Origin of the sequence: Phytohabitans houttuyneae, assembly GCF_011764425.1 — a bacterium.
GTDB lineage: Bacteria > Actinomycetota > Actinomycetes > Mycobacteriales > Micromonosporaceae > Phytohabitans > Phytohabitans houttuyneae.
This window is the reverse complement of the sequence record NZ_BLPF01000001.1, coordinates 3,410,278-3,436,645: the sequence shown is the minus strand read 5'-3', so window position 1 is coordinate 3,436,645 and position 26,368 is coordinate 3,410,278. Positions and strand designations below refer to the sequence as shown.

At 70.6% G+C, this 26,368-nt stretch carries 31 protein-coding genes, 4 pseudogenes and 1 riboswitch; of the genes and pseudogenes, 33 read left to right on the top strand and 2 right to left on the bottom strand.

Annotated elements, in window-relative coordinates; genetic code table 11:
- Nucleotides 1–58: 58 nt before the first annotated feature.
- From rplN to truA, 22 genes and pseudogenes are all read left to right on the top strand, one after another.
- A complete protein-coding gene (gene rplN / locus Phou_RS15270; RefSeq protein WP_089244879.1) occupies nt 59–427 on the top strand; it encodes a 50S ribosomal protein L14 in 369 nt (122 codons plus the stop codon).
- 2 nt (nt 428–429) lie between these two features.
- Nucleotides 430–744 carry a 50S ribosomal protein L24 gene (gene rplX, locus Phou_RS15265; RefSeq protein WP_173056652.1) on the top strand — a complete coding sequence of 105 codons (315 nt, stop codon included), beginning with the start codon at nt 430–432 and terminating at the stop codon, nt 742–744.
- Nucleotides 744–1,313, top strand: a complete 570-nt coding sequence (gene rplE, locus Phou_RS15260) for a 50S ribosomal protein L5 (protein ID WP_173056651.1) — start codon at nt 744–746, stop codon at nt 1,311–1,313. Before rplX ends, rplE begins: the two co-directional genes overlap by 1 nt.
- 4 nt (nt 1,314–1,317) lie before the next feature.
- Complete coding sequence (locus Phou_RS15255; RefSeq protein ID WP_173041252.1) at nt 1,318–1,503, top strand: type Z 30S ribosomal protein S14; 186 nt, start codon at nt 1,318–1,320, stop codon at nt 1,501–1,503.
- A gap of 70 nt (nt 1,504–1,573) precedes the next feature.
- Nucleotides 1,574–1,981 (top strand): 30S ribosomal protein S8, encoded by a 408-nt coding sequence (gene rpsH / locus Phou_RS15250; RefSeq protein ID WP_173056650.1) that lies wholly within the window; start codon nt 1,574–1,576, stop codon nt 1,979–1,981.
- Nucleotides 1,982–1,997: 16 nt separating this feature from the next.
- Nucleotides 1,998–2,540 (top strand): 50S ribosomal protein L6, encoded by a 543-nt coding sequence (gene rplF / locus Phou_RS15245; protein WP_173056649.1) that lies wholly within the window; start codon nt 1,998–2,000, stop codon nt 2,538–2,540.
- Nucleotides 2,537–2,926, top strand: coding sequence for a 50S ribosomal protein L18 (gene rplR / locus Phou_RS15240; RefSeq protein ID WP_173056648.1), 390 nt, complete (start codon nt 2,537–2,539; stop codon nt 2,924–2,926). The genes rplF and rplR overlap by 4 nt, the downstream gene beginning before the upstream one ends.
- Nucleotides 2,927–2,939: 13 nt before the next feature.
- On the top strand, nt 2,940–3,560 hold the full coding sequence (gene rpsE, locus Phou_RS15235; protein WP_173056647.1) for a 30S ribosomal protein S5: 621 nt from the start codon (nt 2,940–2,942) through the stop codon (nt 3,558–3,560).
- Nucleotides 3,560–3,742 (top strand): 50S ribosomal protein L30, encoded by a 183-nt coding sequence (gene rpmD / locus Phou_RS15230; RefSeq protein ID WP_173056646.1) that lies wholly within the window; start codon nt 3,560–3,562, stop codon nt 3,740–3,742. The genes rpsE and rpmD overlap by 1 nt, the downstream gene beginning before the upstream one ends.
- Nucleotides 3,742–4,185: a 50S ribosomal protein L15 gene (gene rplO / locus Phou_RS15225; RefSeq protein ID WP_173056645.1), complete on the top strand. Its 444-nt coding sequence runs from the start codon at nt 3,742–3,744 to the stop codon at nt 4,183–4,185. Before rpmD ends, rplO begins: the two co-directional genes overlap by 1 nt.
- A 248-nt stretch (nt 4,186–4,433) precedes the next feature.
- Complete coding sequence (gene secY / locus Phou_RS15220; RefSeq protein ID WP_173056644.1) at nt 4,434–5,762, top strand: preprotein translocase subunit SecY; 1,329 nt, start codon at nt 4,434–4,436, stop codon at nt 5,760–5,762.
- The gene (locus Phou_RS15215; protein ID WP_173056643.1) at nt 5,763–6,416 is read left to right on the top strand and encodes an adenylate kinase; all 654 of its coding nucleotides are present in this window, start codon (nt 5,763–5,765) and stop codon (nt 6,414–6,416) included.
- Between the two features lie 58 nt (nt 6,417–6,474).
- Nucleotides 6,475–7,317: a type I methionyl aminopeptidase gene (gene map / locus Phou_RS15210; protein WP_173056642.1), complete on the top strand. Its 843-nt coding sequence runs from the start codon at nt 6,475–6,477 to the stop codon at nt 7,315–7,317.
- 81 nt (nt 7,318–7,398) lie between these two features.
- Nucleotides 7,399–7,911, top strand: coding sequence for a DUF1707 SHOCT-like domain-containing protein (locus tag Phou_RS15205; RefSeq protein WP_246273568.1), 513 nt, complete (start codon nt 7,399–7,401; stop codon nt 7,909–7,911).
- Nucleotides 7,912–8,105: 194 nt separating this feature from the next.
- Nucleotides 8,106–8,327 (top strand): translation initiation factor IF-1, encoded by a 222-nt coding sequence (gene infA, locus Phou_RS15200; RefSeq protein WP_007073013.1) that lies wholly within the window; start codon nt 8,106–8,108, stop codon nt 8,325–8,327.
- A gap of 31 nt (nt 8,328–8,358) precedes the next feature.
- Entirely contained in the window at nt 8,359–8,472 is a 114-nt protein-coding gene (rpmJ, locus tag Phou_RS15195; RefSeq protein WP_043965539.1) for a 50S ribosomal protein L36, read from the top strand.
- A 157-nt stretch (nt 8,473–8,629) separates the two neighbouring features.
- Entirely contained in the window at nt 8,630–9,010 is a 381-nt protein-coding gene (gene rpsM / locus Phou_RS15190; protein ID WP_173056641.1) for a 30S ribosomal protein S13, read from the top strand.
- An 18-nt stretch (nt 9,011–9,028) separates the two neighbouring features.
- Complete coding sequence (gene rpsK / locus Phou_RS15185) at nt 9,029–9,436, top strand: 30S ribosomal protein S11 (protein ID WP_030329919.1); 408 nt, start codon at nt 9,029–9,031, stop codon at nt 9,434–9,436.
- Nucleotides 9,437–9,452: 16 nt separating this feature from the next.
- Nucleotides 9,453–10,078 (top strand): annotated as a pseudogene (gene rpsD, locus Phou_RS15180) (30S ribosomal protein S4).
- 176 nt (nt 10,079–10,254) lie between these two features.
- Complete coding sequence (locus Phou_RS15175) at nt 10,255–11,277, top strand: DNA-directed RNA polymerase subunit alpha (RefSeq protein ID WP_173056640.1); 1,023 nt, start codon at nt 10,255–10,257, stop codon at nt 11,275–11,277.
- A 33-nt stretch (nt 11,278–11,310) separates the two neighbouring features.
- The gene (rplQ, locus tag Phou_RS15170) at nt 11,311–11,874 is read left to right on the top strand and encodes a 50S ribosomal protein L17 (RefSeq protein ID WP_173056639.1); all 564 of its coding nucleotides are present in this window, start codon (nt 11,311–11,313) and stop codon (nt 11,872–11,874) included.
- 74 nt (nt 11,875–11,948) lie between these two features.
- Nucleotides 11,949–12,758, top strand: a complete 810-nt coding sequence (gene truA, locus Phou_RS15165; RefSeq protein WP_173056638.1) for a tRNA pseudouridine(38-40) synthase TruA — start codon at nt 11,949–11,951, stop codon at nt 12,756–12,758.
- On the opposite strand, the gene Phou_RS15160 is transcribed toward truA, so the two are convergent.
- Nucleotides 12,747–13,547 carry a hypothetical protein gene (locus Phou_RS15160; RefSeq protein WP_173056637.1) on the bottom strand — a complete coding sequence of 267 codons (801 nt, stop codon included), beginning with the start codon at nt 13,545–13,547 and terminating at the stop codon, nt 12,747–12,749. The two genes, truA and Phou_RS15160, sit on opposite strands and share 12 nt — an antisense overlap.
- Before the next feature lie 108 nt (nt 13,548–13,655).
- Here Phou_RS15160 and Phou_RS15155 point away from each other — a divergent pair, with 108 nt between their 5' ends.
- The 11 genes and pseudogenes from Phou_RS15155 (at nt 13,656) to Phou_RS15105 (ending at nt 24,529) form a co-directional block, all read left to right on the top strand.
- Nucleotides 13,656–14,261 (top strand): class I SAM-dependent methyltransferase, encoded by a 606-nt coding sequence (locus Phou_RS15155; protein WP_173056636.1) that lies wholly within the window; start codon nt 13,656–13,658, stop codon nt 14,259–14,261.
- Between the two features lie 43 nt (nt 14,262–14,304).
- Nucleotides 14,305–15,902: pseudogene (locus Phou_RS15150) on the top strand (ABC-F family ATP-binding cassette domain-containing protein).
- Nucleotides 15,903–15,934: 32 nt separating this feature from the next.
- Entirely contained in the window at nt 15,935–17,662 is a 1,728-nt protein-coding gene (locus Phou_RS15145) for a copper resistance CopC/CopD family protein (protein ID WP_173056635.1), read from the top strand.
- 71 nt (nt 17,663–17,733) lie between these two features.
- Nucleotides 17,734–17,820, top strand: a riboswitch (TPP riboswitch).
- Between the two features lie 8 nt (nt 17,821–17,828).
- Complete coding sequence (thiE, locus tag Phou_RS15140) at nt 17,829–18,452, top strand: thiamine phosphate synthase (protein ID WP_173056634.1); 624 nt, start codon at nt 17,829–17,831, stop codon at nt 18,450–18,452.
- Nucleotides 18,449–19,473: pseudogene (gene thiO, locus Phou_RS15135) on the top strand (glycine oxidase ThiO). Before thiE ends, thiO begins: the two are co-directional and overlap by 4 nt.
- Nucleotides 19,470–19,670 (top strand): sulfur carrier protein ThiS, encoded by a 201-nt coding sequence (gene thiS, locus Phou_RS15130; protein ID WP_173056633.1) that lies wholly within the window; start codon nt 19,470–19,472, stop codon nt 19,668–19,670. Before thiO ends, thiS begins: the two are co-directional and overlap by 4 nt.
- The gene (locus Phou_RS15125) at nt 19,671–20,447 is read left to right on the top strand and encodes a thiazole synthase (protein ID WP_173056632.1); all 777 of its coding nucleotides are present in this window, start codon (nt 19,671–19,673) and stop codon (nt 20,445–20,447) included.
- Nucleotides 20,444–21,061: a thiamine phosphate synthase gene (locus Phou_RS15120; RefSeq protein WP_281365031.1), complete on the top strand. Its 618-nt coding sequence runs from the start codon at nt 20,444–20,446 to the stop codon at nt 21,059–21,061. The genes Phou_RS15125 and Phou_RS15120 overlap by 4 nt, the downstream gene beginning before the upstream one ends.
- Nucleotides 21,058–21,848, top strand: a pseudogene (gene thiD, locus Phou_RS15115) (bifunctional hydroxymethylpyrimidine kinase/phosphomethylpyrimidine kinase). Before Phou_RS15120 ends, thiD begins: the two are co-directional and overlap by 4 nt.
- Nucleotides 21,849–21,864: 16 nt before the next feature.
- Entirely contained in the window at nt 21,865–23,448 is a 1,584-nt protein-coding gene (thiC, locus tag Phou_RS15110) for a phosphomethylpyrimidine synthase ThiC (RefSeq protein WP_173056631.1), read from the top strand.
- 64 nt (nt 23,449–23,512) lie between these two features.
- On the top strand, nt 23,513–24,529 hold the full coding sequence (locus Phou_RS15105) for a methyltransferase (RefSeq protein ID WP_173056630.1): 1,017 nt from the start codon (nt 23,513–23,515) through the stop codon (nt 24,527–24,529).
- 142 nt (nt 24,530–24,671) lie between these two features.
- On the opposite strand, the gene Phou_RS15100 is transcribed toward Phou_RS15105, so the two are convergent.
- Nucleotides 24,672–26,318, bottom strand: coding sequence for a hypothetical protein (locus Phou_RS15100; RefSeq protein WP_173056629.1), 1,647 nt, complete (start codon nt 26,316–26,318; stop codon nt 24,672–24,674).
- Nucleotides 26,319–26,368: the final 50 nt, after the last annotated feature.

Genomic DNA, 26,368 nt, shown 5'->3' with positions numbered 1-26,368 from the left:
GTTCCGCCAAGCTCCGGCGGCCGACCCGCCGGAGAACTGGCAGACATAGGAGATAGACGTGATTCAGCAGGAGTCGCGACTGCGCGTCGCCGACAACACGGGTGCCCGGGAGATCCTGTGCATCCGTGTGCTCGGTGGCTCGGGTCGGCGCTACGCCGGTATCGGCGACGTCATCGTGGCCACGGTCAAGGACGCGATCCCGGGCGCGGGTGTCAAGAAGGGCGACGTCGTCAAGGCGGTCGTCGTCCGCACCGCGAAGGAGAAGCGGCGCCCGGACGGGTCGTACATCCGCTTTGACGAGAACGCCGCTGTGATCATCAAGGACGGCGGTGACCCGCGTGGCACCCGCATCTTCGGCCCGGTGGGCCGCGAGCTGCGGGACAAGCGGTTCATGAAGATCATTTCGCTCGCACCGGAGGTGCTCTAACCGTGAAGGTTAAGAAGGGCGACACGGTCGAGGTCATCGCCGGCAAGGACAAGGGCGCCCGGGGCAAGGTCATTCAGGCCCTGCCGCGGGAGGACAAGGTCATCGTCGAGGGCGTCAACCGCGTCAAGAAGCACACTCGCATTCGCACGACCCAGCGTGGCGCCAAGACCGGCGGCATCGTCACTCAGGAGGCGGCGATCCACGTCTCCAACGTGATGGTCGTCGACTCTGACGGCAAGCCGGCCCGCGTCGGCTACCGCGTCGACGACAACGGCCAGAAGGTCCGCGTCTCGCGTCGCAACGGTAAGGACCTGTGATGACTGCCCCCACCGAAACCAAGATCACGCCGCGCCTCAAGGAGCGGTACCGCAGCGAGATCGTGGCGAAGCTGAAGGACCAGTTCAACTACGCCAACCCGATGCAGGTGCCGGGTCTCGTGAAGATCGTGGTCAACATGGGTGTCGGCGAGGCAGCCCGCGACGCCAAGCTGATCGACGGCGCGGTCCGCGACCTCGCCACGATCACCGGGCAGAAGCCGCTGGTGCGCCGCGCGACCAAGTCGATCGCGCAGTTCAAGCTCCGCGAGGGCATGCCGATCGGTGCCAAGGTCACGCTTCGCGGCGACCGGATGTGGGAGTTCCTGGACCGGCTGCTGTCGATCGCGCTGCCGCGTATCCGTGACTTCCGTGGCCTCGACGCGCGCAAGCTCGACGGCAACGGCAACTACACGTTCGGTCTCACCGAGCAGTCGGTGTTCCACGAGATCGACCAGGACCGGATCGATCGGGTCCGGGGCATGGACATCACGGTGGTCACCACCGCGAAGACCGATGACGAGGGCCGGGTGCTGCTGAAGCTCCTGGGCTTCCCGTTCAAGGAGAACTGACAACATGGCGAAGAAGGCCCTGATCCTCAAGGCCGCCAAGAAGCCAAAGTTCTCGGTGCGCGCGTACACCCGCTGCCAGCGGTGCGGGCGGCCGAAGGCGGTGTACCGCAAGTTCGGTCTCTGCCGCGTCTGCATCCGGGAGATGGCCCACCGCGGTGAGCTCCCCGGCGTGTCCAAGGCTTCTTGGTAACCAACTCTCTTCGCCGTAGGCCCGCGGGCGGCGCTCCGGGAACCCCGGCGAGAAAGGCTGATCTGAACCGATGACGATGACCGACCCGATCGCAGACATGCTGACGCGTCTGCGCAACGCCAACCAGGCGTACCACGACCGGGTGACGATGCCCTACTCGAAGATCAAGGCGAACATCGCCGAGGTCCTCAAGGCCGAGGGTTACATCGCTTCCTGGGTGGTCGAGGAGCCCGAAGAAGGCGCCGTCGGCAAGCGACTGATCGTCGAGCTGAAGTACGGCACCAGCCGCGAGCGCAGCCTCGCCGGCATCAAGCGTGTGTCCAAGCCCGGTCTGCGGGTTTACGCCAAGTCCGACGAGCTCCCGCGGGTGCTCGGCGGCCTCGGCGTCGCGATCATTTCGACGTCCCAGGGGCTGCTCACCGACCGGCAGGCCCGCAAGCGGAGCGTGGGCGGGGAAGTCCTCGCCTTCGTCTGGTAACGGGAGACAGGTAGAAATGTCGCGAATCGGACGTAAGTCGATCCCCGTTCCGTCGGGTGTCGACGTCACCATCAGCGGCCGCACCGTGCGGGTCAAGGGCCCGAAGGGCGAGCTGTCGCACACCCTCGTCGAGCCGATCACGGCCGAGCGGGGCGACGACGGTGAGCTGCACGTCAACCGGCCCAACGACGAGCGCCGGGCCAAGGAGCTCCACGGCCTGTCCCGCACGCTGGTCGCCAACATGATCGTCGGCGTCACCGAGGGATATCGGAAGAGCCTGGAGATCAGCGGTACCGGCTACCGCGTCACCGCCAAGGGCAAGGACCTGGAGTTCGCGCTCGGGTTCTCGCACCCGGTGCTGGTGCCGGCGCCGGAGGGCATCACCTTCACGGTCGAGCGCCCGACGCTGTTCCACATCGCCGGGATCGACAAGCAGCAGGTCGGCGAGATCGCCGCCAACATCCGGAAGATCCGCCCGCCGGAGCCCTACAAGGGCAAGGGCATCAAGTACCAGGGCGAGGTCATCCGCCGCAAGGCAGGAAAGGCAGGTAAGAAGTGAGCGCGACTCTGCTCAAGCGCCGCCGCGGCGTGGCCGCGAAGCGCGCCGTCGGGCGGGCGCGCAGGCACTTCCGGGTCCGGAAGAACGTCTTCGGCTCCGCCGAGCGTCCGCGCCTGGTGGTCACTCGCTCGCTGCGGCACATCACCGCCCAGATCGTCGACGACAACAAGGGCCACACGCTGGTGTCAGCGTCGACCCTGGACTCGGCGATCCGGGGTGGCGAGGGCGACAAGAGCGCTCTCGCCGGCAAGGTGGGCGCCCTGCTCGCCGACCGCGCGAAGGCTGCGGGTATCTCCAAGGTCGTCTTCGACCGCGGTGGCAACAAGTACGCCGGGCGGCTCGCCGCCCTGGCGACGGCCGCCCGCGAAGCCGGACTCGAGTTCTAGGAAGGAAAGACCAATGCCAGGTCAGCAGCGCCGGGGCGGCGGGTCCGGTGGCAACGAGGGTGGCGGCCGTCGCGAAGGCCGCGGTCGCGGCCGCGGTGAAGGCAACGCGCCGGTCGAGAAGACCCCCCATCTCGAGCGCGTAGTCACGATCAACCGCGTTGCCAAGGTCGTCAAGGGCGGCCGTCGCTTCAGCTTCACCGCGCTTGTCGTGGTGGGCGATGGCGACGGGACCGTCGGTGTCGGCTACGGCAAGGCCAAGGAGGTGCCCGCGGCGATTGCCAAGGGCGTCGAGGAGGCCAAGAAGCACTTCTTCAAGGTGCCGCGCATCGCCGCCACCATCCCGCACCCCGTGCAGGGAGAGGACGCCGCGGGCGTCGTCCTGCTCAAGCCGGCCTCGGCCGGTACCGGCGTCATCGCCGGCGGCCCGGTGCGCGCGGTGCTGGAGTGCGCGGGCATTCACGACGTGCTCTCCAAGAGCCTCGGGTCCTCCAACCCGATCAACATCGTGCACGCCACCGTCGCGGCACTGCGGAGCCTTGAGGCTCCCGAGGCCGTCGCGGCGCGCCGCGGCCTGCCGGTCGAGGACGTCGCTCCCGCCGCCATGCTGGCGGCTCGGGCGGGGGTGACCGCGTAATGGCACGCCTGAAGGTCACCCAGATCCGGTCCGAGATCGGCGCGAAGAGCAACCAGCGGAACTCGCTGCGCTCGCTCGGGCTGAAGCGGATCAGGGACGTGGTGGTCAAGGAGGACCGTCCCGAGATTCGGGGCATGATCTTCGCCGTCAACCACCTGGTGAAGGTCGAGGAGGTCGAGTAATGACGATCAAGGTCCACCACCTCCGGCCGGCTCCCGGCGCCAAGACCGAGAAGACCCGCGTGGGTCGCGGTGAGGGCTCCAAGGGCAAGACCGCCGGTCGCGGTACCAAGGGCTCCAAGGCCCGCAAGAACATCTCGCCGGCGTTCGAGGGCGGGCAGATGCCCATCCACATGCGCCTGCCGAAGCTCAAGGGCTTCAAAAACCGGTTCAAGGTCGTCTTCCAGGTGGTCAACCTGGAGCGGCTGGCCGAGCTCTTCCCCAACGGGGGCGAGGTCGGTCCCATCGAGCTGGCCAACGCCGGTGCGGTCCGCAAGGGCCAGCTGGTGAAGGTGCTCGGCACTGGCGACCTGGGTGGCGTGAAGCTCCAGGTGTCGGCGCACGCTTTCAGCGCGTCGGCCAAGGAGAAGATCACTGCCGCCGGTGGCTCGGTCACCGAGCTCTAGGCACAAGCCGTGGCGCCCGCCAGTTGCCTTCGCGACTGACGGGCGCCACGTCTACTATCTGGCGTTTCGTCCCAGTTGTACATCGGGGTTCGCGCCGGCAATATAGTGAAGCGTGTATGTCCCCGGGCGCATCTGCCCGAACTCACACCGTACTGTTAGAGTCCGTTGCCAGTATGGATGTCGGGTGACCGCCCGACGCCCAACCCGTCCGCCACGATCCGGCGGCCGCCTCGCGCAGGAGGAAGACGTTGCTCTCCGCGTTTCTCAGTGCGTTCCGCACGCCTGATCTGCGCAAGAAGCTGCTGTTCACGATAGGCATCGTGGCGATCTACCGGCTGGGTGCGACACTGCCCAGCCCCGGCGTGTCGTATGGCAACGCGCAGCGATGCATCGAGGCGATGGAGGAGGGCACGCCCGGCGTCTTCACGCTGCTCAACCTCTTCTCCGGCGGTGCGCTTCTCTCGCTGTCGGTTTTCGCGCTCGGCATCATGCCGTACATCACGGCGTCGATCATCCTCCAGCTGCTCACCGTGGTGATCCCGCGCCTGGAGCAGCTGCGCAAGGAGGGCCAGGCCGGCCAGGCGAAGATCACGCAGTACACCCGGTACCTGACCCTCGGTCTGGCGGTGCTGCAGGCATCGGCGTTCGTGGCGCTGGCCCGATCCGGACAGCTGTTCAACAACCAGTGCGACCAGTGGCCGCTGATCCCCGAGGGCACGGGGATGCCCATGTGGATCACTCTTGTCGCGCTCGTGGTCACGATGACCGCCGGCACCGGCGTGGTGATGTGGCTCGGTGAGCTGATCACCGACCGCGGCGTCGGCAACGGCATGTCCGTCCTGATCTTCACCTCGATCGCCGCCCGGCTTCCCTCCGAGGGCTGGACGATCAAGGAGAGCCAGGGCTGGGGCAAGTTCTTCCTCGTTCTCGCGCTCGTTCTCGTGGTCATCACCGCGGTTGTCTTCATCGAGCAGGCGCAGCGCCGTATCCCGGTGCAGTACGCGAAGCGCATGATCGGTCGCCGTATGTACGGCGGCACGTCGACCTACATCCCGCTCAAGGTCAACCAGGCGGGTGTCATCCCGGTCATCTTCGCGTCGTCGCTGCTCTACCTGCCGCAGCTGGCTCTCCAGTTCGGCGACCCCAACGACCTCAACTCCTTCGAGGCGTGGGTGCAGAACCACCTGGCCAACCCGGCCGACTGGGTGTACATCGTCGTCTACTTCTTCCTGATCATCTTCTTCACGTACTTCTACGTGTCGATCACGTTCAACCCGACCGAGGTCGCGGAGAACATGAAGAAGTACGGCGGCTTCGTCCCGGGTATCCGTCCGGGCAAGCCCACGGCCGAGTACCTGGACTTCATCCTCAGCCGGATCACCCTTCCCGGCGCCATGTACCTGGGCCTGATCTCGATCCTGCCGAACTTCTTCTTCATCTGGCTGGACAGCAGCCAGTACCAGAACTTCCCGTTCGGTGGCACCGCCGTGCTCATCATGGTCGGCGTGGGTCTGGAGACCGTGAAGCAGATCGAGAGCCAACTGATGCAGCGGAACTACGAAGGGTTCCTGCGGTAGATGCGCCTCGTACTGGTCGGTCCTCCAGGGGCGGGTAAGGGGACCCAGGCCGAGTTCATCGCCGCCCACCTGGCTGTGCCAAAGATTTCGACTGGGGACATCTTCCGCGCCAACGTCTCCCAGGGCACGCCATTGGGTGTGGAGGCCCGGCGATACATGGACGCCGGTCAGCTCGTCCCCGACGAGGTGACCATCAACATGGTGCGCGAGCGGCTCGCCGAGCCGGACGCGGCCGACGGCTTCCTGCTCGACGGTTTTCCCCGCACGGTGCCGCAGGCCAACGCGCTCGACAAGCTGCTCGCTGACCTCGGCACCGCGCTCGACCTCGTCATGGAGCTCGTGGTCGACGACGACGAGGTGATCCGGCGCCTGTCCGGCCGGCGCACCTGCCGGGGCTGCGGCAAGATCTGGCACGTCGAGTTCGACCCGACCTCCCGCGAGGGCATCTGCGACCGGTGCGGCGGGCAGCTCTTCCAGCGCGACGACGACAAGGCGGAGACCATCGCCAAGCGCCTGGAGGAGTACGCGGAGAAGACCGCGCCGCTGGTCGACTACTACGGCGCGCAGAACAAGCTCGTGGGCATCGACGCCACCGGCCCGGTCGAGGACGTCACCGTCCGGGCGATCGACGCGCTCCGCTCGTACGGCGGCTGATGTTTTCACTCCTCGGCCCTGGCCCAGCGCCGGCCGGGATTGCAGTTAGCCTCGAAGGATGCCGCGCCACCAGCTGATCCAGCTCAAGACTCCCGCGCAGATCGAAAAGATGCGGGCCGCCGGCCTTGTCGTGGCCGCAGCGCTGGCCCGCATGCGCGAGGCGGTCGCTCCCGGAGTCACCACAGCCGACCTCGACAGCCTGGCCGAGTCGGTGATCCGGGACGCCGGGGCGGTGCCGTCGTTCAAGGGCTATCACGGCTATCCGGCGTCGATCTGCTCCTCGGTCAACGAGCAGATCGTGCACGCCATCCCCTCGCCGAAGCAGGTGCTCCGCGAGGGCGACCTCATCTCGATCGACTGCGGCGCGGTGCTCGACGGCTGGCACGGCGACGCGGCGATCACGGTGCCGGTCGGTGAGGTGCGCCCCGAGCTGCTGCGCATGGCCGAGGTCGCCGAGGACGCGATGTGGGCCGGCATCGCCGCGGCCGCGCGGGGTGCCGCGTCGGGGCGCGGGCGGCTCACCGACATCTCGTTCGCCGTGGAGGCCGCCGTGCGGCGCTCCGGCGGCCGGTACGGCATCGTCGACGGCTACGGCGGCCACGGTATCGGCACCGAGATGCACCAGGACCCGCACGTGCTCAACCACGGCCGGCCCGGACGTGGGCCGAGGCTGGTGCCGGGGCTGGCGCTCGCCATCGAGCCGATGATCACTATCGGCTCGCCCAAGACGGAGGAGCTCGACGACGGCTGGACCGTGGTGACCCGCGACGGCTCGATCGCCGCCCACGTGGAGCACTCGATGGCGCTGCTGGACGACGGCGTGTGGGTGCTCACCGCCCCGGACGGCGGCCGCGAGCGCCTGGGTGGCCTCGTGACCGCCCGCGAGCCGGCGCCCGCGTAGGGGCCTTCACACGGCTTCTCAGGGTCGAGCCAGGGACGCTGGCATAGCCGGTGTATAGGGCCGAGTGGGATGCTCGTAGGCATGGAGCAGCGGGACCAGATGCGCGCGGCCGACGCCGACCGGGAGACCGTCGTCGAGCGCCTGCGCACGGCGCTGAACGAGGGGCGGCTGGAGCTTCACGAGTTCGACGAGCGGGTGGCCGAGGCCTACCGGTCGAAGACGTACGCCGACCTCGACCGCCTCCTCACCGACCTGCCCGGCGTCGCGCCGGTGAGCCGCTCCCAGCTGGCGCCGACCCCGCCGGTTTCGCCGATGCCGCCACCCGTGCCCCCCGCCCAGCCCGGCACCGTCCCGCGCTGGCTCGTCGCGCTCTGGGGCACCTGGGCCGCGGCCGTCGGGATCAACGTGGTGATCTGGCTCCTGGTGAGCCTTTCCACCTCCGACCTGGTGTACTTCTGGCCGATGTGGGTGGCCGGTCCCTGGGGTGCGGTGCTGCTGTTCGCGACCATCGGCGGGCTGAGCCGGGGCGAGCCGCAGCGCTGGGCCGACAAGCAGGTGCGCAGGCAGGAGCGCCGGCGCCGCGACCGCTACTGAGCGCGGGTGGCTCGGTTTGCTGTCAATACATGAAGCGGCGTACACTGGCTAGCTGGCGCGCAGCGTCCACTCCGGCATGCCCACCACGCGCTTCGGTGGGTGATCGGAGCCGCGGCTGGCGCGGGTGGATTCCTTCACTCGTGTAAGACGGTGCGAGCCTGTCCGAAGAACCCGACGTCAGGACAGCGGAGGACATGCCCAAGAAGGACGGGGCCATCGAGATCGAGGGCCGGGTCATCGAGCCACTCCCGAATGCGATGTTTCGGGTAGAGCTTGCCAACGGCCACAAGGTACTGGCCCACATCAGTGGCAAGATGCGGCAGCACTACATCCGCATCCTGCCCGAGGACAGGGTCGTCGTCGAGCTTTCGCCGTACGACCTGACCCGCGGGCGCATCGTCTACCGCTACAAGTGACCGTCGAGCCGACCATCAGAAAAGGCCAACCGTGAAGGTCAAGCCGAGCGTCAAGAGGATCTGCAACAAGTGCCGGGTGATCCGCCGGCACGGCCGGGTCATGGTCATCTGCAGTGACCCGCGCCACAAGCAGCGCCAGGGCTGACGCACCCCCAACAGAAGACGCTCGACCCAGCCGCGGAATTCGCCGATCATCGGCGTGACTCGTGGCTGACCCCCGGTCGGAGGCCGGGGCCCGCCAGGGCAGGCGGGGTGGGTCGGGCACAGACCTCCGCGAGACACCACGAGGAGTACGCCCGCACATGGCACGTCTAGTCGGCGTGGACCTCCCCCGCGAAAAGCGGATGGAGATCGCGCTCACCTACATCTTCGGGGTCGGTCGGACCCGCGCCATCGAGGCGCTCTCCGCGACCGGCATCAGCCCCGACAAGCGCGCCAAGGACCTCACGGACGAAGAGCTCGTTCAGCTCCGTGACTACATCGAGGCCAATTTCAAGGTCGAAGGTGACCTGCGCCGCGAGGTTGCCGCAGACATCCGCCGCAAGGTCGAGATCGGCTGCTACGCCGGCATCCGCCACCGCCGTGGGCTTCCGGTCCGCGGGCAGCGGACCCGCACCAACGCACGCACTCGGAAGGGTCCGAAGCGGACCGTCGCCGGCAAGAAGAAGCCCGGCAAGAAGTAATTAGGAGCGCACACACATATGCCACCGAAGGCTCGCGCCGGGGCCGCAGTCAAGAAGGTCCGGCGCAAGGAACGCAAGAACGTCGCCCACGGGCAGGCGCACATCAAGAGCACCTTCAACAACACCATCGTCTCGATCACGGACCCGACCGGTGCGGTGATCTCCTGGGCGTCCGCCGGTCAGGTGGGCTTCAAGGGCTCCCGCAAGTCGACTCCGTTCGCCGCGCAGCTGGCCGCCGAGGCGGCCGCCCGTCGCGCGATGGAGCACGGCATGCGCAAGGTCGATGTGTTCGTCAAGGGTCCGGGCTCCGGCCGGGAGACCGCCATCCGTTCGCTGCAGGCCGTCGGCCTCGAGGTCGGCCAGATCGCCGACGTCACGCCGCAGCCGCACAACGGGTGCCGTCCGCCGAAGCGTCGCCGGGTCTGAGGGAGATCGAAGAGAGATGGCTCGTTACACCGGTGCTGACTGCCGCCGTTGCCGGCGGGAGAAGATGAAGCTGTTCCTCAAGGGCAGCAAGTGCGACGGTCCGAAGTGCCCGTTCGAGTCCCGGCCGTTCCCGCCCGGGCAGCACGGCCGCGGCCGCACCAAGGAGGGGAGTACCTGCTCCAGCTCCGCGAGAAGCAGAAGGCCCGCCGGGTGTACGGCGTGCTGGAAAAGCAGTTCCGTGGCTACTACGACGAGGCCGTGCACAAGCCGGGCAAGACCGGTGAGGTGCTGCTCCAGATCCTGGAGTCGCGGCTCGACAACGTCGTATACCGGGCCGGCTACGCCATGTCCCGCGACATGGCCCGCCAGCTCGTCAAGCACGGCCACTTCCTGGTCAACGGGAAGAAGGTCGACATCCCGTCGTTCCGCGTCAAGGAGCACGACATCGTCGAGGTCCGGGGCAAGTCGAAGGAGATGACCCCCTTCATCGTGGCCCAGGCCCAGGCCGGCTCCAAGACGGTCCCGGCGTGGCTGGAGGCGATCCCCAGCCAGATGAAGATCCTCGTGCACACCCTCCCGGCCCGGCAGGTCATCGACACCCAGGTCCAGGAGCAACTGATCGTCGAGCTCTACAGCAAGTAGGTACCCGCTCCGGCCTCGCTGGCGGCGTTGCGCGCCGGCTTGTGTGCAAGGAACGCACACGGCGCCGACGTGCGCCTTGCCAACGAGGCCGGATCGGGCACCACCGGCGTCAGATCAAAAGCAAGACCAAGGTGGCTGTCATATAGCGGGCAGCCCCGACAGAAGGAAGAAACACAGTGCTCATCACCCAGCGGCCGACCCTCTCCGAGGAGTCGATCAGCGAGACCCGTTCGCGGTTCACCATCGAGCCGCTCGAGCCGGGCTTCGGCTACACGCTCGGCAACTCCCTCCGGCGTACGCTGCTGTCGTCCATCCCGGGCGCGGCCGTGACGTCCATCAAGGTCGACGGCGTGCTGCACGAGTTCACCACGATCCCCGGTGTCAAGGAGGACGTGGTCGAGCTGGTCATGAACGTCAAGGAGCTGTGCGTCAGCTCCGAGCACGACGAGCCGGTCAGCATGTACCTGCGCAAGCAGGGCCCGGGCGACGTCACCGCCGGTGACATCCAGCCGCCGGCCGGCGTGTCCGTGCACAACGCGGACCTCAAGCTCGCCACCCTCAACGGCAAGGGCCGGCTCGACATGGAGCTGACCGTCGAGCGGGGTCGCGGCTACGTCACCGCCGCGCAAAACAAGCAGGCCGGCGCCGAGATCGGGCGCATCCCGGTCGACTCGATCTACTCGCCGGTGCTCAAGGTCACTTACCGCGTCGAGGCGACCCGTGTCGAGCAGCGCACCGACTTCGACCGCCTGATCATCGACGTCGAGACCAAGGCGTCGATCGGCCCGCGCACCGCGCTGGCCTCTGCCGGCTCCACCCTGGTCGAGCTCTTCGGCCTGGCCCGTGAGCTGGACGAGACCGCCGAGGGCATCGACATCGGCCCGTCGCCGCAGGACGCGCAGCTCGCTGCCGACCTGGCGCTGCCGATCGAGGAGCTCGACCTGACCGTCCGCTCGTACAACTGCCTCAAGCGCGAGGGCATCAACACCGTCGGCGAGCTGATCGGCCGCACGGAGGCGGATCTCCTCGATATAAGGAACTTCGGTCAGAAGTCCATCGACGAGGTCAAGATGAAGCTCGCCGGGATGGGTCTGGGGCTTAAGGACTCGGCCCCGAACTTCGACCCGGCGCACGTCGTGGACTCCTTCGGCGAGGTGGACTACGACTCCGACGACTACCGCGAGACCGAGCAGCTCTAACCAGCTGCCGCCATCAACGAGGAGCACCAGACGATGCCCACGCCCACGAAGGGCGCCCGCCTCGGCGGTAGCCCCGCGCACGAGCGGTTGATGCTGGCCAACCTGGCCACGTCGCTGTTCCGGCACGGAAAGATCACCACCACCGAGACCAAGGCCCGGCGGCTGCGGCCGCTCGCCGAGCAGCTGATCACCAAGGCCAAGCGCGGTGACCTGCACTCGCGGCGCCGCGTGCTGACCGTGGTCAAGGACAAGGACGTGGTCTTCGAGCTGTTCGACCAGATCGCGCCGCGGTTCGCCAACCGGCCCGGCGGCTACACCCGGATCGTGAAGACCGGTCCGCGCAAGGGTGACGCCGCGCCGATGGCGATCATCGAGCTGGTCGAGGAGCTGGTGGTCGCGGAGCCGCCGGCCAAGGCTGCCAAGGCCGCGAAGAAGACCGCCCGCAAGGCCACGGCCCAGCGGGACAAGGTCGAGGCCCTCGCGCCGGACGACGACGAGCCGACGCCGGCCTCGAAGGTCGACGACGCCGAGACCGACACCACGCCCGAGGCCTCCGACGCTGACGCGCCGGGCGCCAAGGACGAGGTCAAGGACTGACGGCAAAAGACAGTGACAGGGCGCCTCTCACGCATGTGAGGGGCGCCCTGCCGCATCCAGGGACAGGAGCGCGGATGACCCGGGTACGGCTCGACGTGTCGTACGACGGTACGAGCTTCTCCGGCTGGGCCGCCCAGCCGGAGCGCCGCACCGTCGCCGGGGTCCTCATGGAGGCGCTGGAGCGGCTGCTCGGCCCGGGCACGGCGACCGGGCTCACGGTCGCCGGGCGTACCGACGCGGGCGTGCACGCGACCGGCCAGGTCTGCCACGTCGACCTGCCCGACGAGGAGTGGGCCCGGCTCGCGCCCACGCTCGTACGGCGGCTGGCCGCGCTCATGCCCCCCGACGCGAGGGTGCGGGCGGCCCGCGAGGTGCCGGGCGACTTCGACGCCCGCTTCTCCGCGACGTTCCGGCGGTACGAGTACCGGGTCACCGACGCGCCGTACGGCGCCGAGCCGCTGCGCCGCCACGACATCCTCGCCTGGCCGCGCCCGCTCGACGTCGACACGCTCAACGCCGCCGCCAAGGGCTTCCTGGGCGAGCACGACTTCGCGGCGTACTGCAAGCGCAAGGAGCACGCCACGACCATCCGGGCGATCAGCCGGCTCGACTGGCGGCGCGACCCGGACGGCATGGTGGTGGCGACCGTACAGGCCGACGCCTTCTGCCAGGCAATGGTGCGCAGCCTGGTCGGCGCGCTGCTCGTGGCCGGCGACGGGCGGCGACCGGTCGACTGGCCGGCGAGCCTGCTCAGCCGCGCCGAGCGGTCAAGCGAGGTGACCGTCGCGCCGCCGCACGGCCTGACGCTTGTCGCGGTCGGCTATCCCGAAGACCCCGAGGAGTACGCGAGCCGCGCGGAGCTGACCCGCAGGCTACGGGGTTGAGACGACCGCTCGCCTCTCCACCACGGTGCCGTTCAGGTACAGATCGAGCATGTCGGTGAGGATCCGCGCGGCCTCGGCGTCGGCCGGTGGGATCGGCCGACCGTCGGCACGGGCGGTCACGCAGTAGAGCAGGTAGTGGCCGCGCGCGTGCCACCCGACGTGTGCCGACGAGAGCGCGATCGCCTCGGTGCCCTTGCCGGCGGGCATGCCCTGGAAGCGGCCCCGCTCGCCGTCGACCATCGACTTGATCTGCTCGCGGGCCCAGGTCGCGCCGGCCACGTCGTCGAGGTTGAAGATGCCGGCCGTCACCAGGTACCCGCCGGAGGGCGCGCGCAGCGTCCCGCGTACCACCTGGTCACAGCCCAGGTCGGTGAGCAACGTGCCGATCTCGCCGCTGGCCGCGGCGGCGCAGTTGCGGTCCGCCTGCGTCTTGAGCACCCGGTAGGCCGGCCGCGCCGGGTCGACCACCACCTCGCCGACCGCAAACACCTCGGCCGCGGTGAGCGGCGCCGGATCGGCCTCGCGGGAGCTGATGTCGCGAAGCACGGTGACCGGCGGTGCCGCCCCTGACGCCTGCGCGTCCCGCCCTTGCCGCTCGTCCGCCACGATGAAGAACGAGCTCAGCCCGCACACCGCCAGCATCGTGAAGATGCCGAGCCCGGTCGTGAACGCCTGCCATGTGCGCTTCTGCGGCCGGGCCAGCAGCTCCGAGATGGAGCTGGGGCGGGCGTGGCGAGGACCGGTGTGCGCGTGCCGCCCGTCGAACCCGAACCAACGCCCGTGAACCATGCCGGACACGCTAATAGATCACGTTTCACCAGATATGGCAATAGTGGGACACATCCCCGGAAGAGGGAACTTCCAGGCCGTGCAAACCCACGTGTGAGAATGCTCGGCGTGACCGGAGAGCACTACTTCACCGCCCAGCCGAGCGTCGGCGAGCACCGCCGCGACGTGGAGTTCACCGCCGGCGGCCGGGAGTACGCGCTGGTCACCGCCGGCGGCGTCTTCTCCGCCGAGCGCCTCGACCCCGGCACGGCGGTACTCCTGCGGAAGGCCCCGCTGCCCGCGGCCGGTGCCGCCGGTCCCTTCCTCGACCTGGGGTGCGGCTACGGCCCTATCGCCTGCGTGCTCGCGACGTCCGCGCCGCGCGCCACGGTGTACGCGGTGGATGTGAACGAGCGGGCCCGCACCCTCGCCGCCGAAAACGCCGCCCGGCTCGGCGCGGGCAACGTGCGGGTGGTCGCGCCCGAGGATGTGGCGGACGGCGTGCGGTTCGCGGAGATCTGGTCCAACCCGCCGATCCGGATCGGCAAGGCGGAGCTGCACGCGATGCTCGACCGGTGGCTGCCCCGGCTGGCGCCGGGCGGTGTCGGCTGGCTCGTGGTCGCCCGGCACCTCGGCGGCGACTCGCTCCAGCGATGGCTTGAGGAGCAGGGCCACCGGGTCGAGCGGCACGCCAGCCAGAAGGGGTACCGGGTCTTGAAGGTCGGCGGCGCCTGAAAGTCGGGTGACCGCTGACCTGCCGATCAGGGAAGATTTCGGCGTGGGTTACGTGGACGTCGCCGGCGTGGGGTATGTGCTCCCGGACGGCCGGGAGCTGTTCAACGACGTCTCGTTTCGGGTCGGCGAGGGTGCGAAGGTCGCGCTCGTCGGTCCCAACGGCGCCGGCAAGACCACGCTCCTGCGGATGGTGGCCGGCGACCTGCCCGTCGTGAGCGGCGCGGTCGCGCGTGCTGGCGGGCTCGGCGTGATGCGGCAGTTCATCGGCATGATCGGCGACGACACTCCGCTGCGCGAGCTGGCCCTCTCGCTCGCCCCGCCGCCGCTGCGCGCCGCGGGTGAGCGGCTCGCCGCCGCCGAGGCAGCGGTCCACGAGGACCCGTCCGACCGCAAGCAGATCGCGTACGCGAACGCGCTGGCCGCCTGGGGCGAGGCGGGCGGGTACGACGCCGAGGTGCTCTTCGACACCGTGGCCACGCTGGTGCTCGGCAAGCCGTGGGACGAGGTGCGCGAGCGCCCGGTGCGCACGCTCTCCGGCGGCCAGCAGAAGCGCTTCGCCCTGGAGCTGCTGCTGCGTGGCACCGACGAGGTGCTGCTGCTCGACGAGCCGGACAACTTTCTCGACGTGCCCGGCAAGCGGTGGCTGGAGGAGCGGCTGCGCGAGTCGACCAAGTCCGTGCTGTACGTGTCGCACGACCGCGAGCTGCTCGCCAACACCGCCGACCGGGTCGTCGCCGTCGAGGGGGCAGCGCGTGGGTGCACCCGGGCGGCTTCGCCTCCTGGCACGAGGCGCGCGTCGCGCGGCACGACAAGCTGGAGGAGCGGCGGCGCCGCTGGGACGAGGAGCACCAGAAGCTGCGCGAGCTGATGCTCATGTACAAGCAGAAGGCCGCCTACAACTCCGCGATGGCGCCGCGCTACCAGGCGGCACAGACCCGGCTGCGCAAGTTTGAGGAGGCGGGGCCGCCCGAGCTGCCCCCGCGCGACCAGGACATCCGCATCCGGCTGACCGGCGGGCGCACCGGCAAGCGGGCGGTGATGTGCGAGCAGCTGGAGATCGACGGGCTGACGTACCCGTTCGACCTGGAGATCTGGTACGGCGACCGGGTTGCCGTGCTCGGCGCCAACGGCACCGGCAAGTCGCACTTCCTGCGGCTCCTGGACACGCCGTCCGCGGTGGCCCACGCCGGCAGTGCCCGGCTCGGTGCCCGCGTGCGTCCCGGCCACTTCTCCCAGACGCACGACCACCCCGAGCTGCTCGACAAGACGCTGGTCGAGACCCTGTGGCGCGGCGACGAGCACCGTGACGGGATGGACCGGCACGCGGCGATGAAAGCGCTCAACCGGTACGACCTGGCGGGGCAGGGTGACCAGCGGTTCGGCACGCTCTCCGGCGGGCAGCAGGCGCGCTTTCTGGTGCTCCTGCTGGAGCTGTCGGGTGCGACGCTGCTGCTGCTCGACGAGCCCACCGACAACCTCGACCTGGCCTCGGCGGAGGCGCTCGAGGAGGGGCTCGCGGCGTTTTCCGGCACGGTGGTGGCGGTGACGCACGACCGGTGGTTCACGCGCTCGTTCGACCGGTTCGTGGTCTTCGGCGGCGACGGTGAGGTGGTGGAGGCGCCCGAGCCGGTCTGGGATTGAACCATCCGCTGGCGAAATCCGAACAACCTTGCATGAGACGGTGGGTGGGGGCCCTGGTGGCTGGGCTGTGCCTGGCCTTTCTGGTGCCCGCCGCCCCAGCGAGCGCGCACGCCGCGCTCGTCTCGACCACGCCCGAGCAGGGCTCGGTGATCGGCTCGTCGCCGACGAAGGTGTCGCTCACCTTCAACGAGCCGGTGCGCGTGATCCCGGGCAAGACGCAGGTGATCGCCCCGGACGGCAAGCGCATCAACACCGGTGACCCGGTCGCGTCCGGTGGCACGCTGTCGCTGGACGTGCGGCCCGCCGACCACCCCCTCGGGACGTACCTGGTCAGCTACCGCATCATCTCGGCCGACGGGCACCCGCTCTCGGGCGGCTTCATGTTTTCGGTCGGCGCGCCGTCGCAGACCGCACCGTCCGCGCTGGAGGACGACCCGACGGTGGGCGTCCTGATGCCGGTCGCCAGGTACGCCGGGTACGTCGGGCTCACGCTCGTCGTCGGCCCGCTGCTCTTCCTCACCGTGCTGTGGCCGCGCCGCACGCCGACCCGCGGCCCGACGCGGCTGGTGCGGGTCGGGTTGGGCCTGATCGCCGCGAGCACGGTGGCGTCGTTCTGGCTACAGGCGCCGTACACGTCGGGCGCCGGCCCGCTGGACGTGTCGGCGACCGAGCTGCGTGAGGTGGCGCTGAGCTCGTTCGGCCTCTGGTCGGCGGTGCGGCTCGTGGTGCTGGCCGCGGTAGTGGTGCTGCTGCGCGTGCGCTCGCCGCTGCGCGCTGCCCATCCCGTTGCGGTGCGGGAGCGGGTCCTCGTCGGTGCCGGTGGACCGCCGGTGCTCGACCAGCCGCCCGCCGAGCGACCGGTGCCGCGCCCCGGCCACCGCGCCTCGCCCGTGCCGTTGCTGCTGCTCGGCGGGGTCGGGCTGCTCACCTGGCCGCTGTCCGGTCACGCGGCCGCCTCGCCGATGCCGCCCGTGTCGGCGGTCGCGGACACCGTGCACCTGGCCAGCATGGCGGTCTGGCTGGGCGGCCTGGTGGTGCTGGTCGGCTTCGTGCTCCGCAAGGGCTGGGCCGACCGCCGCGCGCTCGGCGTCGTGCTGCCGGTCTGGTCGCGGTGGGCCGCGGTCGCCGTGTGCTGGCTGGTGCTGGGCGGCGTTGTGCAGGCGGTCATCGAGATCGGCGGGGTGAGCGCGCTCTTCGACACGCGGTACGGCCTGCTGATCCTGGCCAAGGCCGGCCTGCTGGGCGCGGTGCTCGCGGTCGCGTTCTTCTCCCGGCGCCTGGTGATGCGCCGCTTGCCGGACCGCCTCGGGCGCCTCGTCGCCGCGGAGCTGGGCCTCGCCGCGATCGTGCTCGCGGCCAGCTCGGTGCTCGTGCAGACCACCCCGGGGCGCTCGGCGGACATCGAGGCACAGGCGGCCGCCGATGCCGTCGGCTACTCGACGACGCTGAACAGCTCGCTCTTCTCGGTGCAGTTCGAGATCTTCCCGGTGCAGATCGGGGAAAACAACACGCTGCACGCGTTCGTCTACACGCCGGCGGGCAAGCCGGTCGAGGTGGCCGAGTGGCGGGTCACTGCCGCGCTGCCGGATAAGGGCATCCCGCCGATCCCCAACGAGGTGGTGTCGATCCGCGGCAACCAGGGCATCGGCGCGATCACCTTCCCGTACCCCGGGGAGTGGGAGCTCACTTTGACCATCCGCCTGGACGACCTCAACCAGGCAACGGTGAAGACCACGGTGGACGTGCCCGCCGGAGCGTAGTAACGCGCGTCTCACGTGGCGTCCCCTTTACGGCGGCGTTAACGGCGTCGTACCCTCGCCGAAGGAGTGACCCACGGGAGCCCGGTGCACCGGGCTGAGAGGGGGGCATGCAGCCCTCGACCGTCGAACCTGATCCGGGTAATGCCGGCGCAGGGAGGAGAGCTGCATGCGGCCGTTTCCTCGGCTTCACCTCATCACCGACACCCGACCCGGCCGCGAGCCGCTGGCCGTCGTCGAGGCTGCGCTCGGCGTGGCCGGCGAGCATCTCGCCGTGCAGGTGCGCGTCGAGGACGACGCGACCGACCGCGAGGCGTACGAGCTTGCCGCGCGGGTAAGGGCGCTCTGTGCCGAAGCGCGCGCGATCTGCCTGGTCAACGACCGCCTCCACGTCGCGCTGGCGGTCGGTGCCGACGGCGGCCACGTCGGCGCGCTCGACCTGCCGGTCGACGCGGCGCGGCGGGTGCTCGGGCCGTACGCGATCCTCGGCGCGACGGCGCGCGAGCCGGCGACCGCCAGGGCGGCGGTGGATGCCGGGGCAAGCTACCTGGGCGTCGGGCCGGCGTACGCGACAAGGACCAAAGACGGCCTTCCAACGCCGATCGGGGTCGAGGGGGTTGCGGCCGTGGCGCGCGCGGTGGGCGTGCCGGTGATCGCTATCGCGGGCGTGACGGCCGAGCGGATACCCGAGCTGCGGGCGGCCGGCGCCCACGGGGTGGCGGTGATCGGCGCGCTGTCCCAGGCACCGGATCCGGTCGAGGCCACGAAGGCACTCTGGGACGCCCTCCGATGAAGGACGTCACCGTCGTCGGCGCGGGCCCCATCGGGCTGGCGATCGCCTGGCGGTGCGCCACCCGCGGCATGGCGGTCGAGGTGGTCGACGACGGGCGGCGCGGCGCGTGGCACGCGTCCGCCGGCATGCTCGGGCCGGTCGCCGAGGCGTACTTCGGCGAGGCCGCCCTCACCGCCTTCCTCGTCGAGTCGGCGCGGCGGTGGCCCGCCTTCGCCGCCGAGCTGGGCGCCGAGGAGGTCGGCTACCGCACCGAGGGCACGCTGGTCGTCGCGCTGACCGGCGACGACCTTGCCGAGGCGGAGCGGCTGCGCGCGTACCAGACGGGTCTCGGCCTGCCGATCACGGCGCTGCGGCCCACGCAGCTGCGCGACCGCGAGCCGCTGCTGTCGCCGCGGGTGCGGGGTGGTGCGCACGCGCCGGACGACCACCAGGTCGACCCGCGGCGGCTCGTGCCGGCATTGCGCAGGGCCGCGGCCGCCGCCGGCGCGACCATCGTCCGCGAGCCCGGGCCCGCGCGGGTCACCGTCATCGCCGCCGGGACCGGGTCGGCCGCGCTGACCGGGCTTCCGGTCCGCCCGGTCAAGGGCCAGATCATCCGCCTCCGCGCGCCCGGCCAGCAGCCGCCGGGCTTCTCTCACGTCATTCGCGGGTACGCGGACGGCCGGCACATATACCTCGTACCTCGGCTGGACGGTGAGGTCGTGGTGGGCGCGACTGTGGAGGAACGCGCTGACGCGCAGGTCACGGCCGGTGGGGTGGCGGAGCTGCTGCGCGCCGCCGGTGACCTGGTGCCGGAGATCTACGAGTACGAGCTGGCCGAGGCCATCGCCGGCCACCGCCCCGGCACGCCCGACAACGCGCCGCTGATCGGCACGCACGGCGACGGCGTGATCGTGGCGACCGGCCACTACCGCCACGGCATCGTGCTCACGCCGCTCACCGCCGACCTCGTCGCCGACCTGGTGGAGACGGGGAGCCGGATCCGATGTTGGGACCGTACGCGCCCGGGAGGTTCGCATGAAGGTGGTCGTAAACGGCAACCCGCAGGCCGTGCCCGACGGGGCGACCGTCGCGGACCTCGTGCGGGTCGTGACGCCGGTGGTGCGCGGGGTCGCGGTCGCGGTCAACGGCGAGGTCGTGCCCCGCGCCGGGTGGCCGGGCGCGCCACTGCGCGAGGGCGACCAGGTGGAGGTCCTGACCGCGGCGCAAGGGGGCTAGGTGAGCGGGAGTTTGCGGATCGCGGGCGTGGAGCTGCGTTCACGGCTGATCCTCGGCACCGGTGGCGCGTCCAACTTGGACATTCTGGAGCGTGCGGTCAAGGAGAGCGGCAGCGAGCTCGTCACCATCTCGCTGCGGCGGGTCGACGCCGCCGCCACCATGAACGGCGGGCTGCTCGACATGCTGGACCGCTGCGGCGTGCAGGTGCTGCCGAACACGGCCGGCTGTTTCACGGCCCGGGAGGCGGTGAAGGTCGCGCACCTGGCGCGCGAGGCGTTCGAGACGCCGTGGGTCAAGCTCGAAGTGATCGGCGACGAGCGCACCCTGCTGCCGGACGGCGTGGAGCTGCTGCGCGCCGCCGAGGAGCTTGTGGCGGACGGGTTCCAGGTGTTGCCGTACACGACCGACGACCCCATCCTCGCCCGCCGGCTCGTCGACGCCGGCTGTGCGGGCGTGATGCCGGCCGGCTCGCCGATCGGCTCCGGGCTGGGCATCTCCAACCCGCACCACATCCAGCTGATCCGCCAGTCGGTGGACCTGCCGGTGATCCTCGACGCGGGCATCGGCACCGCCTCGGACGCCGCGCTCGCGATGGAGCTCGGCTGCGACGCGGTGATGGTGGCCAGCGCGATCACCCGGGCCGCCGATCCGGTGCGCATGGCCGCGGCGATCCGCCACGCGATCGAGGCGGGGCGGCTCGCGGCGCGGGCTGGACGGATACCGCGGCGCTTTCACGCACTCGCGTCCACACCGGACGAGGGTAGGCCGGCGCTGTGATCCCGGCGGGGATCGTGATCCTCACCGACCGGCGGATGTCGCGCCGGCCGCTCGTGGAGACCGTCGCGGCTTCCGTCGAGGGCGGGGCCCGATGGGTCGTACTCCGGGAGAAGGACATGGACCCCGATGAGCGTGCGTCGCTGGCGGCGGCCCTGCGCGCGGTGCTCGCGGATGTGGGTGGGCGGTTGATCGTGGCGGGTGCGGACCCGCTGGGTGGGGAGGCGGTGCACCTCGCGTCGGCCGGGCCGTACCCGCCTCCGGACCTCTCGCTGGTCGGCCGCTCGTGCCACGACGAGGCGGAGCTGTCCCGGCTGACGCGCGAGCACTACGCGATCGTCTCGCCGGTCTTTCCCACGCCCTCCAAGCCGGGGTACGGTCCGCCGCTCGGGCTCGACGGCCTCGCGCGACTTGCCGACCGCTCGCCTGTTCCGGTGCTCGCGCTCGGCGGCGTCACACCGGACAACGCGGCCGACTGCTTCGCCGCGGGTGCCGCCGGGGTGGCCGTGATGGGCGCGGTGATGCGGGCGGACGACCCCGTTGCGGTGGTTCGTGACCTTCACGGTGCGACGCTGTCCGTCAAAACGCCCGCTGGCCAGGATGGGGTGTGGTCATGACACCTCCGATCGCGCTCACCATCGCCGGCTCCGACTCGGGCGGGGGCGCCGGCATCCAGGCCGACCTCAAGGTCTTCGCGGCGCTGCGGGTGTACGGCACGTCGGTCATCACCGCCGCGACGGCACAGAACACCCGGGGTGTGCAGGACGTGTTCCCGATGCCGGGCAACGTCGTGAGCACCCAGCTCAACTCGCTCCTGGACGACCTGCCACCGGCCGCGACCAAGACCGGCATGCTCGCCACGGCCGAGGTCGGCGCTGCCGTGCTGGCCAAGGCCCGCGCGGGGCTGCTCCCCAACCTCGTCATCGATCCGGTGCTCGCCTCGTCGAGCGGGCGGCGGCTGGGGTGGTCGGCGCTATCGAGCGCCTGCTGCCGTACGCGCTTGTCGCCACCCCCAACCGGGAGGAGGCGTCGGCGCTTGTCGGCTGGCCGGTGGCCACGCCGGCCGACATGGCGGGCGCGGCCGGGCAACTGGCGGCGGGCGGGCCGAAGTTCGTGGTGGTGACCGGCGGCGACATGGTGGCCGGCGACGAGGCCGTCGACGCGGTGTGGACGGACGCGGGCACCCGCTTCCTGCGCTACCCGCGCATCGCCACCCGCAACACGCACGGCACGGGCTGCACGTTCTCCGCGGCGATCGCGGCCCGGCTGGCGCTGGGCGACTCGGTGCTGGACGCGCTCGCGTTCGCGAAGCAGTACGTCGCGCGGGCCCTCGCGGGCGCCCGCGAATGGAAGCTGGGCGGCGGCACGGGACCGCTCGATCACCTCGATTGGAAAGCGATCTAGCCCTTTTGGAGGCACGATGTCAGCGCGTCGCAAGGTGTACGTCGAGGGGTCCCAACCGGACATTCAGGTACCGTTCGCCGAGGTGGACCTGACCGGTGGCGAGCCGCCGGTGAGGCTGTACGACACGTCCGGCCCAGGCTCGGATCCCGAGGTGGGGCTGCCGCCGCTGCGCGGGCCGTGGATCGCGGCACGTGGCGACGTCGCTCCGGTGCGGGGTGCTGGCACGCCGCTGGCCGGCTCGCGACCCACTCAGCTCGCGTATGCGCGTGCCGGCGTCGTCACGCCCGAAATGGAGTTTGTTGCTATCCGTGAGGGTGTCGATCCGTCCGTCGTGCGCGAGGAGATCGCGGCCGGTCGCGCGGTGCTGCCGGCGAACGTCAACCACCCCGAGTCCGAGCCGATGATCATTGGGCGGCGTTTCCTGGTGAAGGTCAACGCCAACATCGGCACGTCAGCGGTCACCTCCTCGATCGCGGAAGAGGTGGAGAAGCTCACGTGGGCCACCCGGTGGGGCGCGGACACCGTGATGGACCTGTCCACCGGTAAGCGGATCCACGAGACCCGCGAGGCGATCATCCGCAACTCCGCCGTTCCGATCGGCACCGTTCCGATCTACCAGGCGCTGGAGAAGGTCGGCGGTGACCCGGTCAAGCTCTCCTGGGAGGTCTTCCGGGACACCGTCGTCGAGCAGTGCGAGCAGGGCGTCGACTACATGACGGTGCACGCGGGTGTGCTCATGCGCTACGTGCCGCTGGCCGTCGAGCGGGTCACCGGCATCGTCTCCCGCGGCGGCTCGATCATGGCGGCGTGGTGCCTCGCGCACCACGAGGAAAACTTCCTTTACACAAACTTTCCGGAGCTGTGCGAGATCCTCGCGCGGTACGACGTCACGTTTTCGCTCGGCGACGGGCTGCGGCCCGGCTCGATCGCGGATGCCAACGACGAGGCGCAGTTCAGCGAGTTGCGGACGCTGGGCGAGCTGACCACGGTGGCGTGGGAGCACGGCGTACAGGTCATGATCGAGGGCCCCGGCCACGTGCCGATGCACAAGATCAAGGAAAACGTGGACCTCCAGCAGGAGGTGTGCCACGAGGCGCCGTTCTACACGCTCGGGCCGCTGACCACGGACATCGCGCCGGCGTACGACCACATCACCTCGGCGATCGGCGCCGCGATGATCGGCATGTACGGCACGGCCATGCTCTGCTACGTCACGCCGAAGGAGCACCTGGGCCTGCCGGACCGTGACGACGTGAAGGCGGGCGTGATCGCGTACAAGATCGCTGCGCACGCCGCCGACCTTGCGAAGGGACACCCGGGCGCGCAGGCGTGGGACGACGCGCTCTCCAAGGCGCGCTTCGAGTTTCGCTGGGAGGACCAGTTCAACCTGGCGCTCGATCCGGAGACCGCGCGGGCGTACCACGACCAGACGCTCCCGGCTCAGCCCGCCAAGACCGCGCACTTCTGCTCGATGTGCGGCCCCAAGTTCTGCTCGATGAAGATCACGCAGGAGCTCAAGGCGTACGCGGAGAAGGGCATGAAGGACAAATCAGAGGAGTTCGTCGAGGCAGGCGGGAAGGTTTATCTGCCTCTCGCATGATTTTTCCTAATGTTTACGGTCATAGATAGTGACCAGCGTTAGTTGAACTTTGTAGCATGTCCGGATGCTGACGCCAACACCCCTCATGCGCCTGGTGTCCGGTTTCTGGAGCTTCAAGACGTTTGCTGCCGCCGTCGAGCTTGACTTGTTCACCAAGCTCGCCGGCGGCAAGAGCATCACCGTCGAGAAGGCCGCTGCCGAGCTGGGCCTCGCCGAACGCCCCGCCGACCTGCTCTTCGCCGCCTGCGCCTCGCTCGGCCTGCTGGAGCGCGACGGCGACGGGTACCGCAACTCGGCGCTCGCCGAGGAGTTCCTTGTCGCCGGCAAGCAGTACTACTTCGGCGGCCAGGTGCGCTACTGCGACCGGCGCACCTACCTGGCCTGGCACCGGGTCGGCGACGCGCTGCGCACGGACCGCCCGCTCACCTGGGACCCGGACACGCAGGAGTCGATGTTCGAGACCGAGGACCCGCAGCTGCTCGCGCTCTTCTGGGAGGCGATGTACTCGACGTCAATCTTCACCGCCCGCGCGCTCGGCGAGGCGTACGACTTCGGCACGCACTCGCGACTGCTGGACGTGGGCGGCGGCTCCGGCGCGTACCCGATCGAGCTGTGCCGGCGATACCCGTCGCTGCGGGCCACCGTGTTCGACCTGCCGCACGTGGTGCCGATCGCCGCCGAGAAGGCGTCGGCGGCGGGGCTCGCCGACCGGATCGACACGGTGGCGGGCAACTTCCTGCACGACGAGGCGCTCCCGGCCGGGTACGACGTGATGCTGCTGAGCATGATCCTGCACGACTGGGACGAGCCGACAAACCGCGCGCTGCTCGCCAAGTGCTACGCCGCCCTGCCCGCGGGCGGCGCGGTGGTGGTGTCGGAGCTGCTGCTCAACGCCGACCGCACCGGACCCGCGTCGGCCGCCCTGATGGGGATGAACATGCTGGTCGAGACCGTGGGCGGGCGCAACTACTCGGAGACCGAGTACGCGGACTGGCTGACCGACGCCGGCTTCGTGGACGCGCACGTGGTCCACTTCGACGCGCCGGGGGCCAACGGCGTGGTCGTGGCGCGCAAGCCGTGAGGCTCGGGTAGGCGCATCACTCTGCGGGGCCGCGGTTGGGGCGGCCCCGCTTTTGCGTGACCGGGACGAGTCGCGCGGGGCGGCACCGCTTTGCGTCAGCGGGACGAGTCGCGCGGGTCGGTCTCGCGGGTGGAAAGGCCGCTCACCCAGTCCACGTACTCCTCGTCGCGCGGCTTGAGCGGCGCCTCCGGGCGGGGCTGGCCACCGCGCTGCGTGGGCACGTCGAGCTTGCCGGTGGGCTCGGTGGGCTCCGGCTCCGGAGCGGCCCGGCGGCGACCGAACAGGCCGCGGCGCTGCCGGGCGGGCTCTTCCGCGGCGGCGGGCGGTGCCTCCTCCTTGGCGCGCCTGCGGGACCGGCGACCGGTCGGCTCGTCGTCGACCGGCGGGTCGGCGGCTGCGCGCCGGCCGCGGGTTTCTTCAGCGTCCGAGTAGATGGGCAGCTCACCCGTCGAGTACTCCGCGGCGCGGCGGCCGGCGGAGAACGCGGTCGCGGCCTCGGCGGCACCCGGGTCACGGGGCTGGCGGAGCGGCGGGACTTGCGACCGGGAGGTGGGGGTGCCTGGGGCGGCGAGGGCGGCGGCGCGAGGTCGGCCGTCGGCTCGTCGAACAGGCCACCGCCGGGTCGCCCGCGGCCGGCGCCGCCTGAGTCGCGGGCGGGGGCGGGCTCGGGCGCCGAGAAGAACGAGCCCCCGCGGCTGGCCGGCGGCTCCACTGTGGGCAGCGAGGCGGTGGTCTCGTCGGCGGCCGAAGCGGAGCTGAGGGCCGGCGTGGGCGGAGCGGGCGACGGCTCGGTGCCGTGCCGGGGGAGGGGAACGCTCCACTCGCCGGCCGGCGGGTCGCGGAAGACCGGCTCGATGCCCTGCTCGCGGGGCGGCTGCCCGGTCAAGGGCTGCTCCTGCGGCGCGGCGGGTGCGGGCTCCTCGTCGGGCGTGGCCGGGCCGAAGTTGGGGCGGCGGGCGACCGTCGCGAGGACCGAGCCCAGCGTGCCGGCGCCGACCGCGACGAGAGCACCCCAGTAGGGCGCGGCCTGGAACTTGTCGGTGTCCGTGCCGGGGCCGGCCACCAGGTAGGCCAGGGAGAGCGTCGCCGGCCCGATGATGCCGGACGCGGCGATCGTGACCGGCGGGCGCCCGAGCCACCTGCCGATGCCGGCCGTCGCGGCCCCGATGACCAGCGCCAGCAGGGGCATCGTCACGACGGCCGAGCTCTGTGCGGCGCCGGTGCTGAACGAGGCCAGGTCGAGCACGCCGAGCCGCAGGTTGGGCAGCGGGTCGTCCGGGCCGAGCGACGGGATCACCGAGATGAGCGCGAGCAGCCACGCGGCACCCGTGATGGCACCGACGTTCCACAAAAGGGGCCGGTGGCTCAGCGCCGCCAGCGCGACGAACACGCCAGCCACCGCGCCCAGCGCGGCGGACAGGCCGATGACCAGCACCGGGTCGGTGGAGCGGACGATGGCGAAGCGCGCGGGCTGCATGCAGAGCGGCACGAGGACCGCCGCGCCGATGCCGGCGCAGAACGAATACGCGGTCCGGGAGCCGATGCCGCCCTCGTAACCATGACGGCGGGCCATCCGGTCGGCCGCGACCGCCCCGGCCACCGCCGCCACCATCGCGAACCAGGCGACCCAGGCCATCTGCGCGGTCCACTGGTTTTCCTGGTCGACCGGGAAGGTGCGGCTGAGCCGCACGACGCCGAGGCCGAAGGCCACACCGAGCTGGCTGGCCGCGGCGAGCATGGCTACGCCCAGCGCGGCGAGGAGCACCCTGCTCCACGTACGGATGGCCATGTCAGGCACGTTACGGCTCCCTGACCCCAGCCGCTACCCGACCGGTCGTG

Excerpts from the sequence above, each read along its gene's own strand:
- rplO (WP_173056645.1), top strand. The coding sequence starts at position 3,742 with ATGACGATCAAGGTCCACCACCTCCGGCCGGCTCCCGGCGCCAAGACC.
- rpsH (WP_173056650.1), top strand. The coding sequence starts at position 1,574 with ATGACGATGACCGACCCGATCGCAGACATGCTGACGCGTCTGCGCAAC.
- thiE (WP_173056634.1), top strand. The coding sequence starts at position 17,829 with ATGCGGCCGTTTCCTCGGCTTCACCTCATCACCGACACCCGACCCGGC.
- Phou_RS15215 (WP_173056643.1), top strand. The coding sequence starts at position 5,763 with ATGCGCCTCGTACTGGTCGGTCCTCCAGGGGCGGGTAAGGGGACCCAG.
- thiS (WP_173056633.1), top strand. The coding sequence starts at position 19,470 with ATGAAGGTGGTCGTAAACGGCAACCCGCAGGCCGTGCCCGACGGGGCG.
- rpsE (WP_173056647.1), top strand. The coding sequence starts at position 2,940 with ATGCCAGGTCAGCAGCGCCGGGGCGGCGGGTCCGGTGGCAACGAGGGT.
- Phou_RS15255 (WP_173041252.1), top strand. The coding sequence starts at position 1,318 with ATGGCGAAGAAGGCCCTGATCCTCAAGGCCGCCAAGAAGCCAAAGTTC.
- Phou_RS15105 (WP_173056630.1), top strand. The coding sequence starts at position 23,513 with ATGCTGACGCCAACACCCCTCATGCGCCTGGTGTCCGGTTTCTGGAGC.
- rplF (WP_173056649.1), top strand. The coding sequence starts at position 1,998 with ATGTCGCGAATCGGACGTAAGTCGATCCCCGTTCCGTCGGGTGTCGAC.
- Phou_RS15205 (WP_246273568.1), top strand. The coding sequence starts at position 7,399 with ATGGAGCAGCGGGACCAGATGCGCGCGGCCGACGCCGACCGGGAGACC.
- thiC (WP_173056631.1), top strand. The coding sequence starts at position 21,865 with ATGTCAGCGCGTCGCAAGGTGTACGTCGAGGGGTCCCAACCGGACATT.
- map (WP_173056642.1), top strand. The coding sequence starts at position 6,475 with ATGCCGCGCCACCAGCTGATCCAGCTCAAGACTCCCGCGCAGATCGAA.
- rplQ (WP_173056639.1), top strand. The coding sequence starts at position 11,311 with ATGCCCACGCCCACGAAGGGCGCCCGCCTCGGCGGTAGCCCCGCGCAC.
- rplE (WP_173056651.1), top strand. The coding sequence starts at position 744 with ATGACTGCCCCCACCGAAACCAAGATCACGCCGCGCCTCAAGGAGCGG.
- Phou_RS15160 (WP_173056637.1), bottom strand. The coding sequence starts at position 13,547 with ATGGTTCACGGGCGTTGGTTCGGGTTCGACGGGCGGCACGCGCACACC.
- infA (WP_007073013.1), top strand. The coding sequence starts at position 8,106 with ATGCCCAAGAAGGACGGGGCCATCGAGATCGAGGGCCGGGTCATCGAG.
- rpsM (WP_173056641.1), top strand. The coding sequence starts at position 8,630 with ATGGCACGTCTAGTCGGCGTGGACCTCCCCCGCGAAAAGCGGATGGAG.
- rpsK (WP_030329919.1), top strand. The coding sequence starts at position 9,029 with ATGCCACCGAAGGCTCGCGCCGGGGCCGCAGTCAAGAAGGTCCGGCGC.
- Phou_RS15145 (WP_173056635.1), top strand. The coding sequence starts at position 15,935 with ATGAGACGGTGGGTGGGGGCCCTGGTGGCTGGGCTGTGCCTGGCCTTT.
- Phou_RS15100 (WP_173056629.1), bottom strand. The coding sequence starts at position 26,318 with ATGGCCATCCGTACGTGGAGCAGGGTGCTCCTCGCCGCGCTGGGCGTA.
- truA (WP_173056638.1), top strand. The coding sequence starts at position 11,949 with ATGACCCGGGTACGGCTCGACGTGTCGTACGACGGTACGAGCTTCTCC.
- rpmD (WP_173056646.1), top strand. The coding sequence starts at position 3,560 with ATGGCACGCCTGAAGGTCACCCAGATCCGGTCCGAGATCGGCGCGAAG.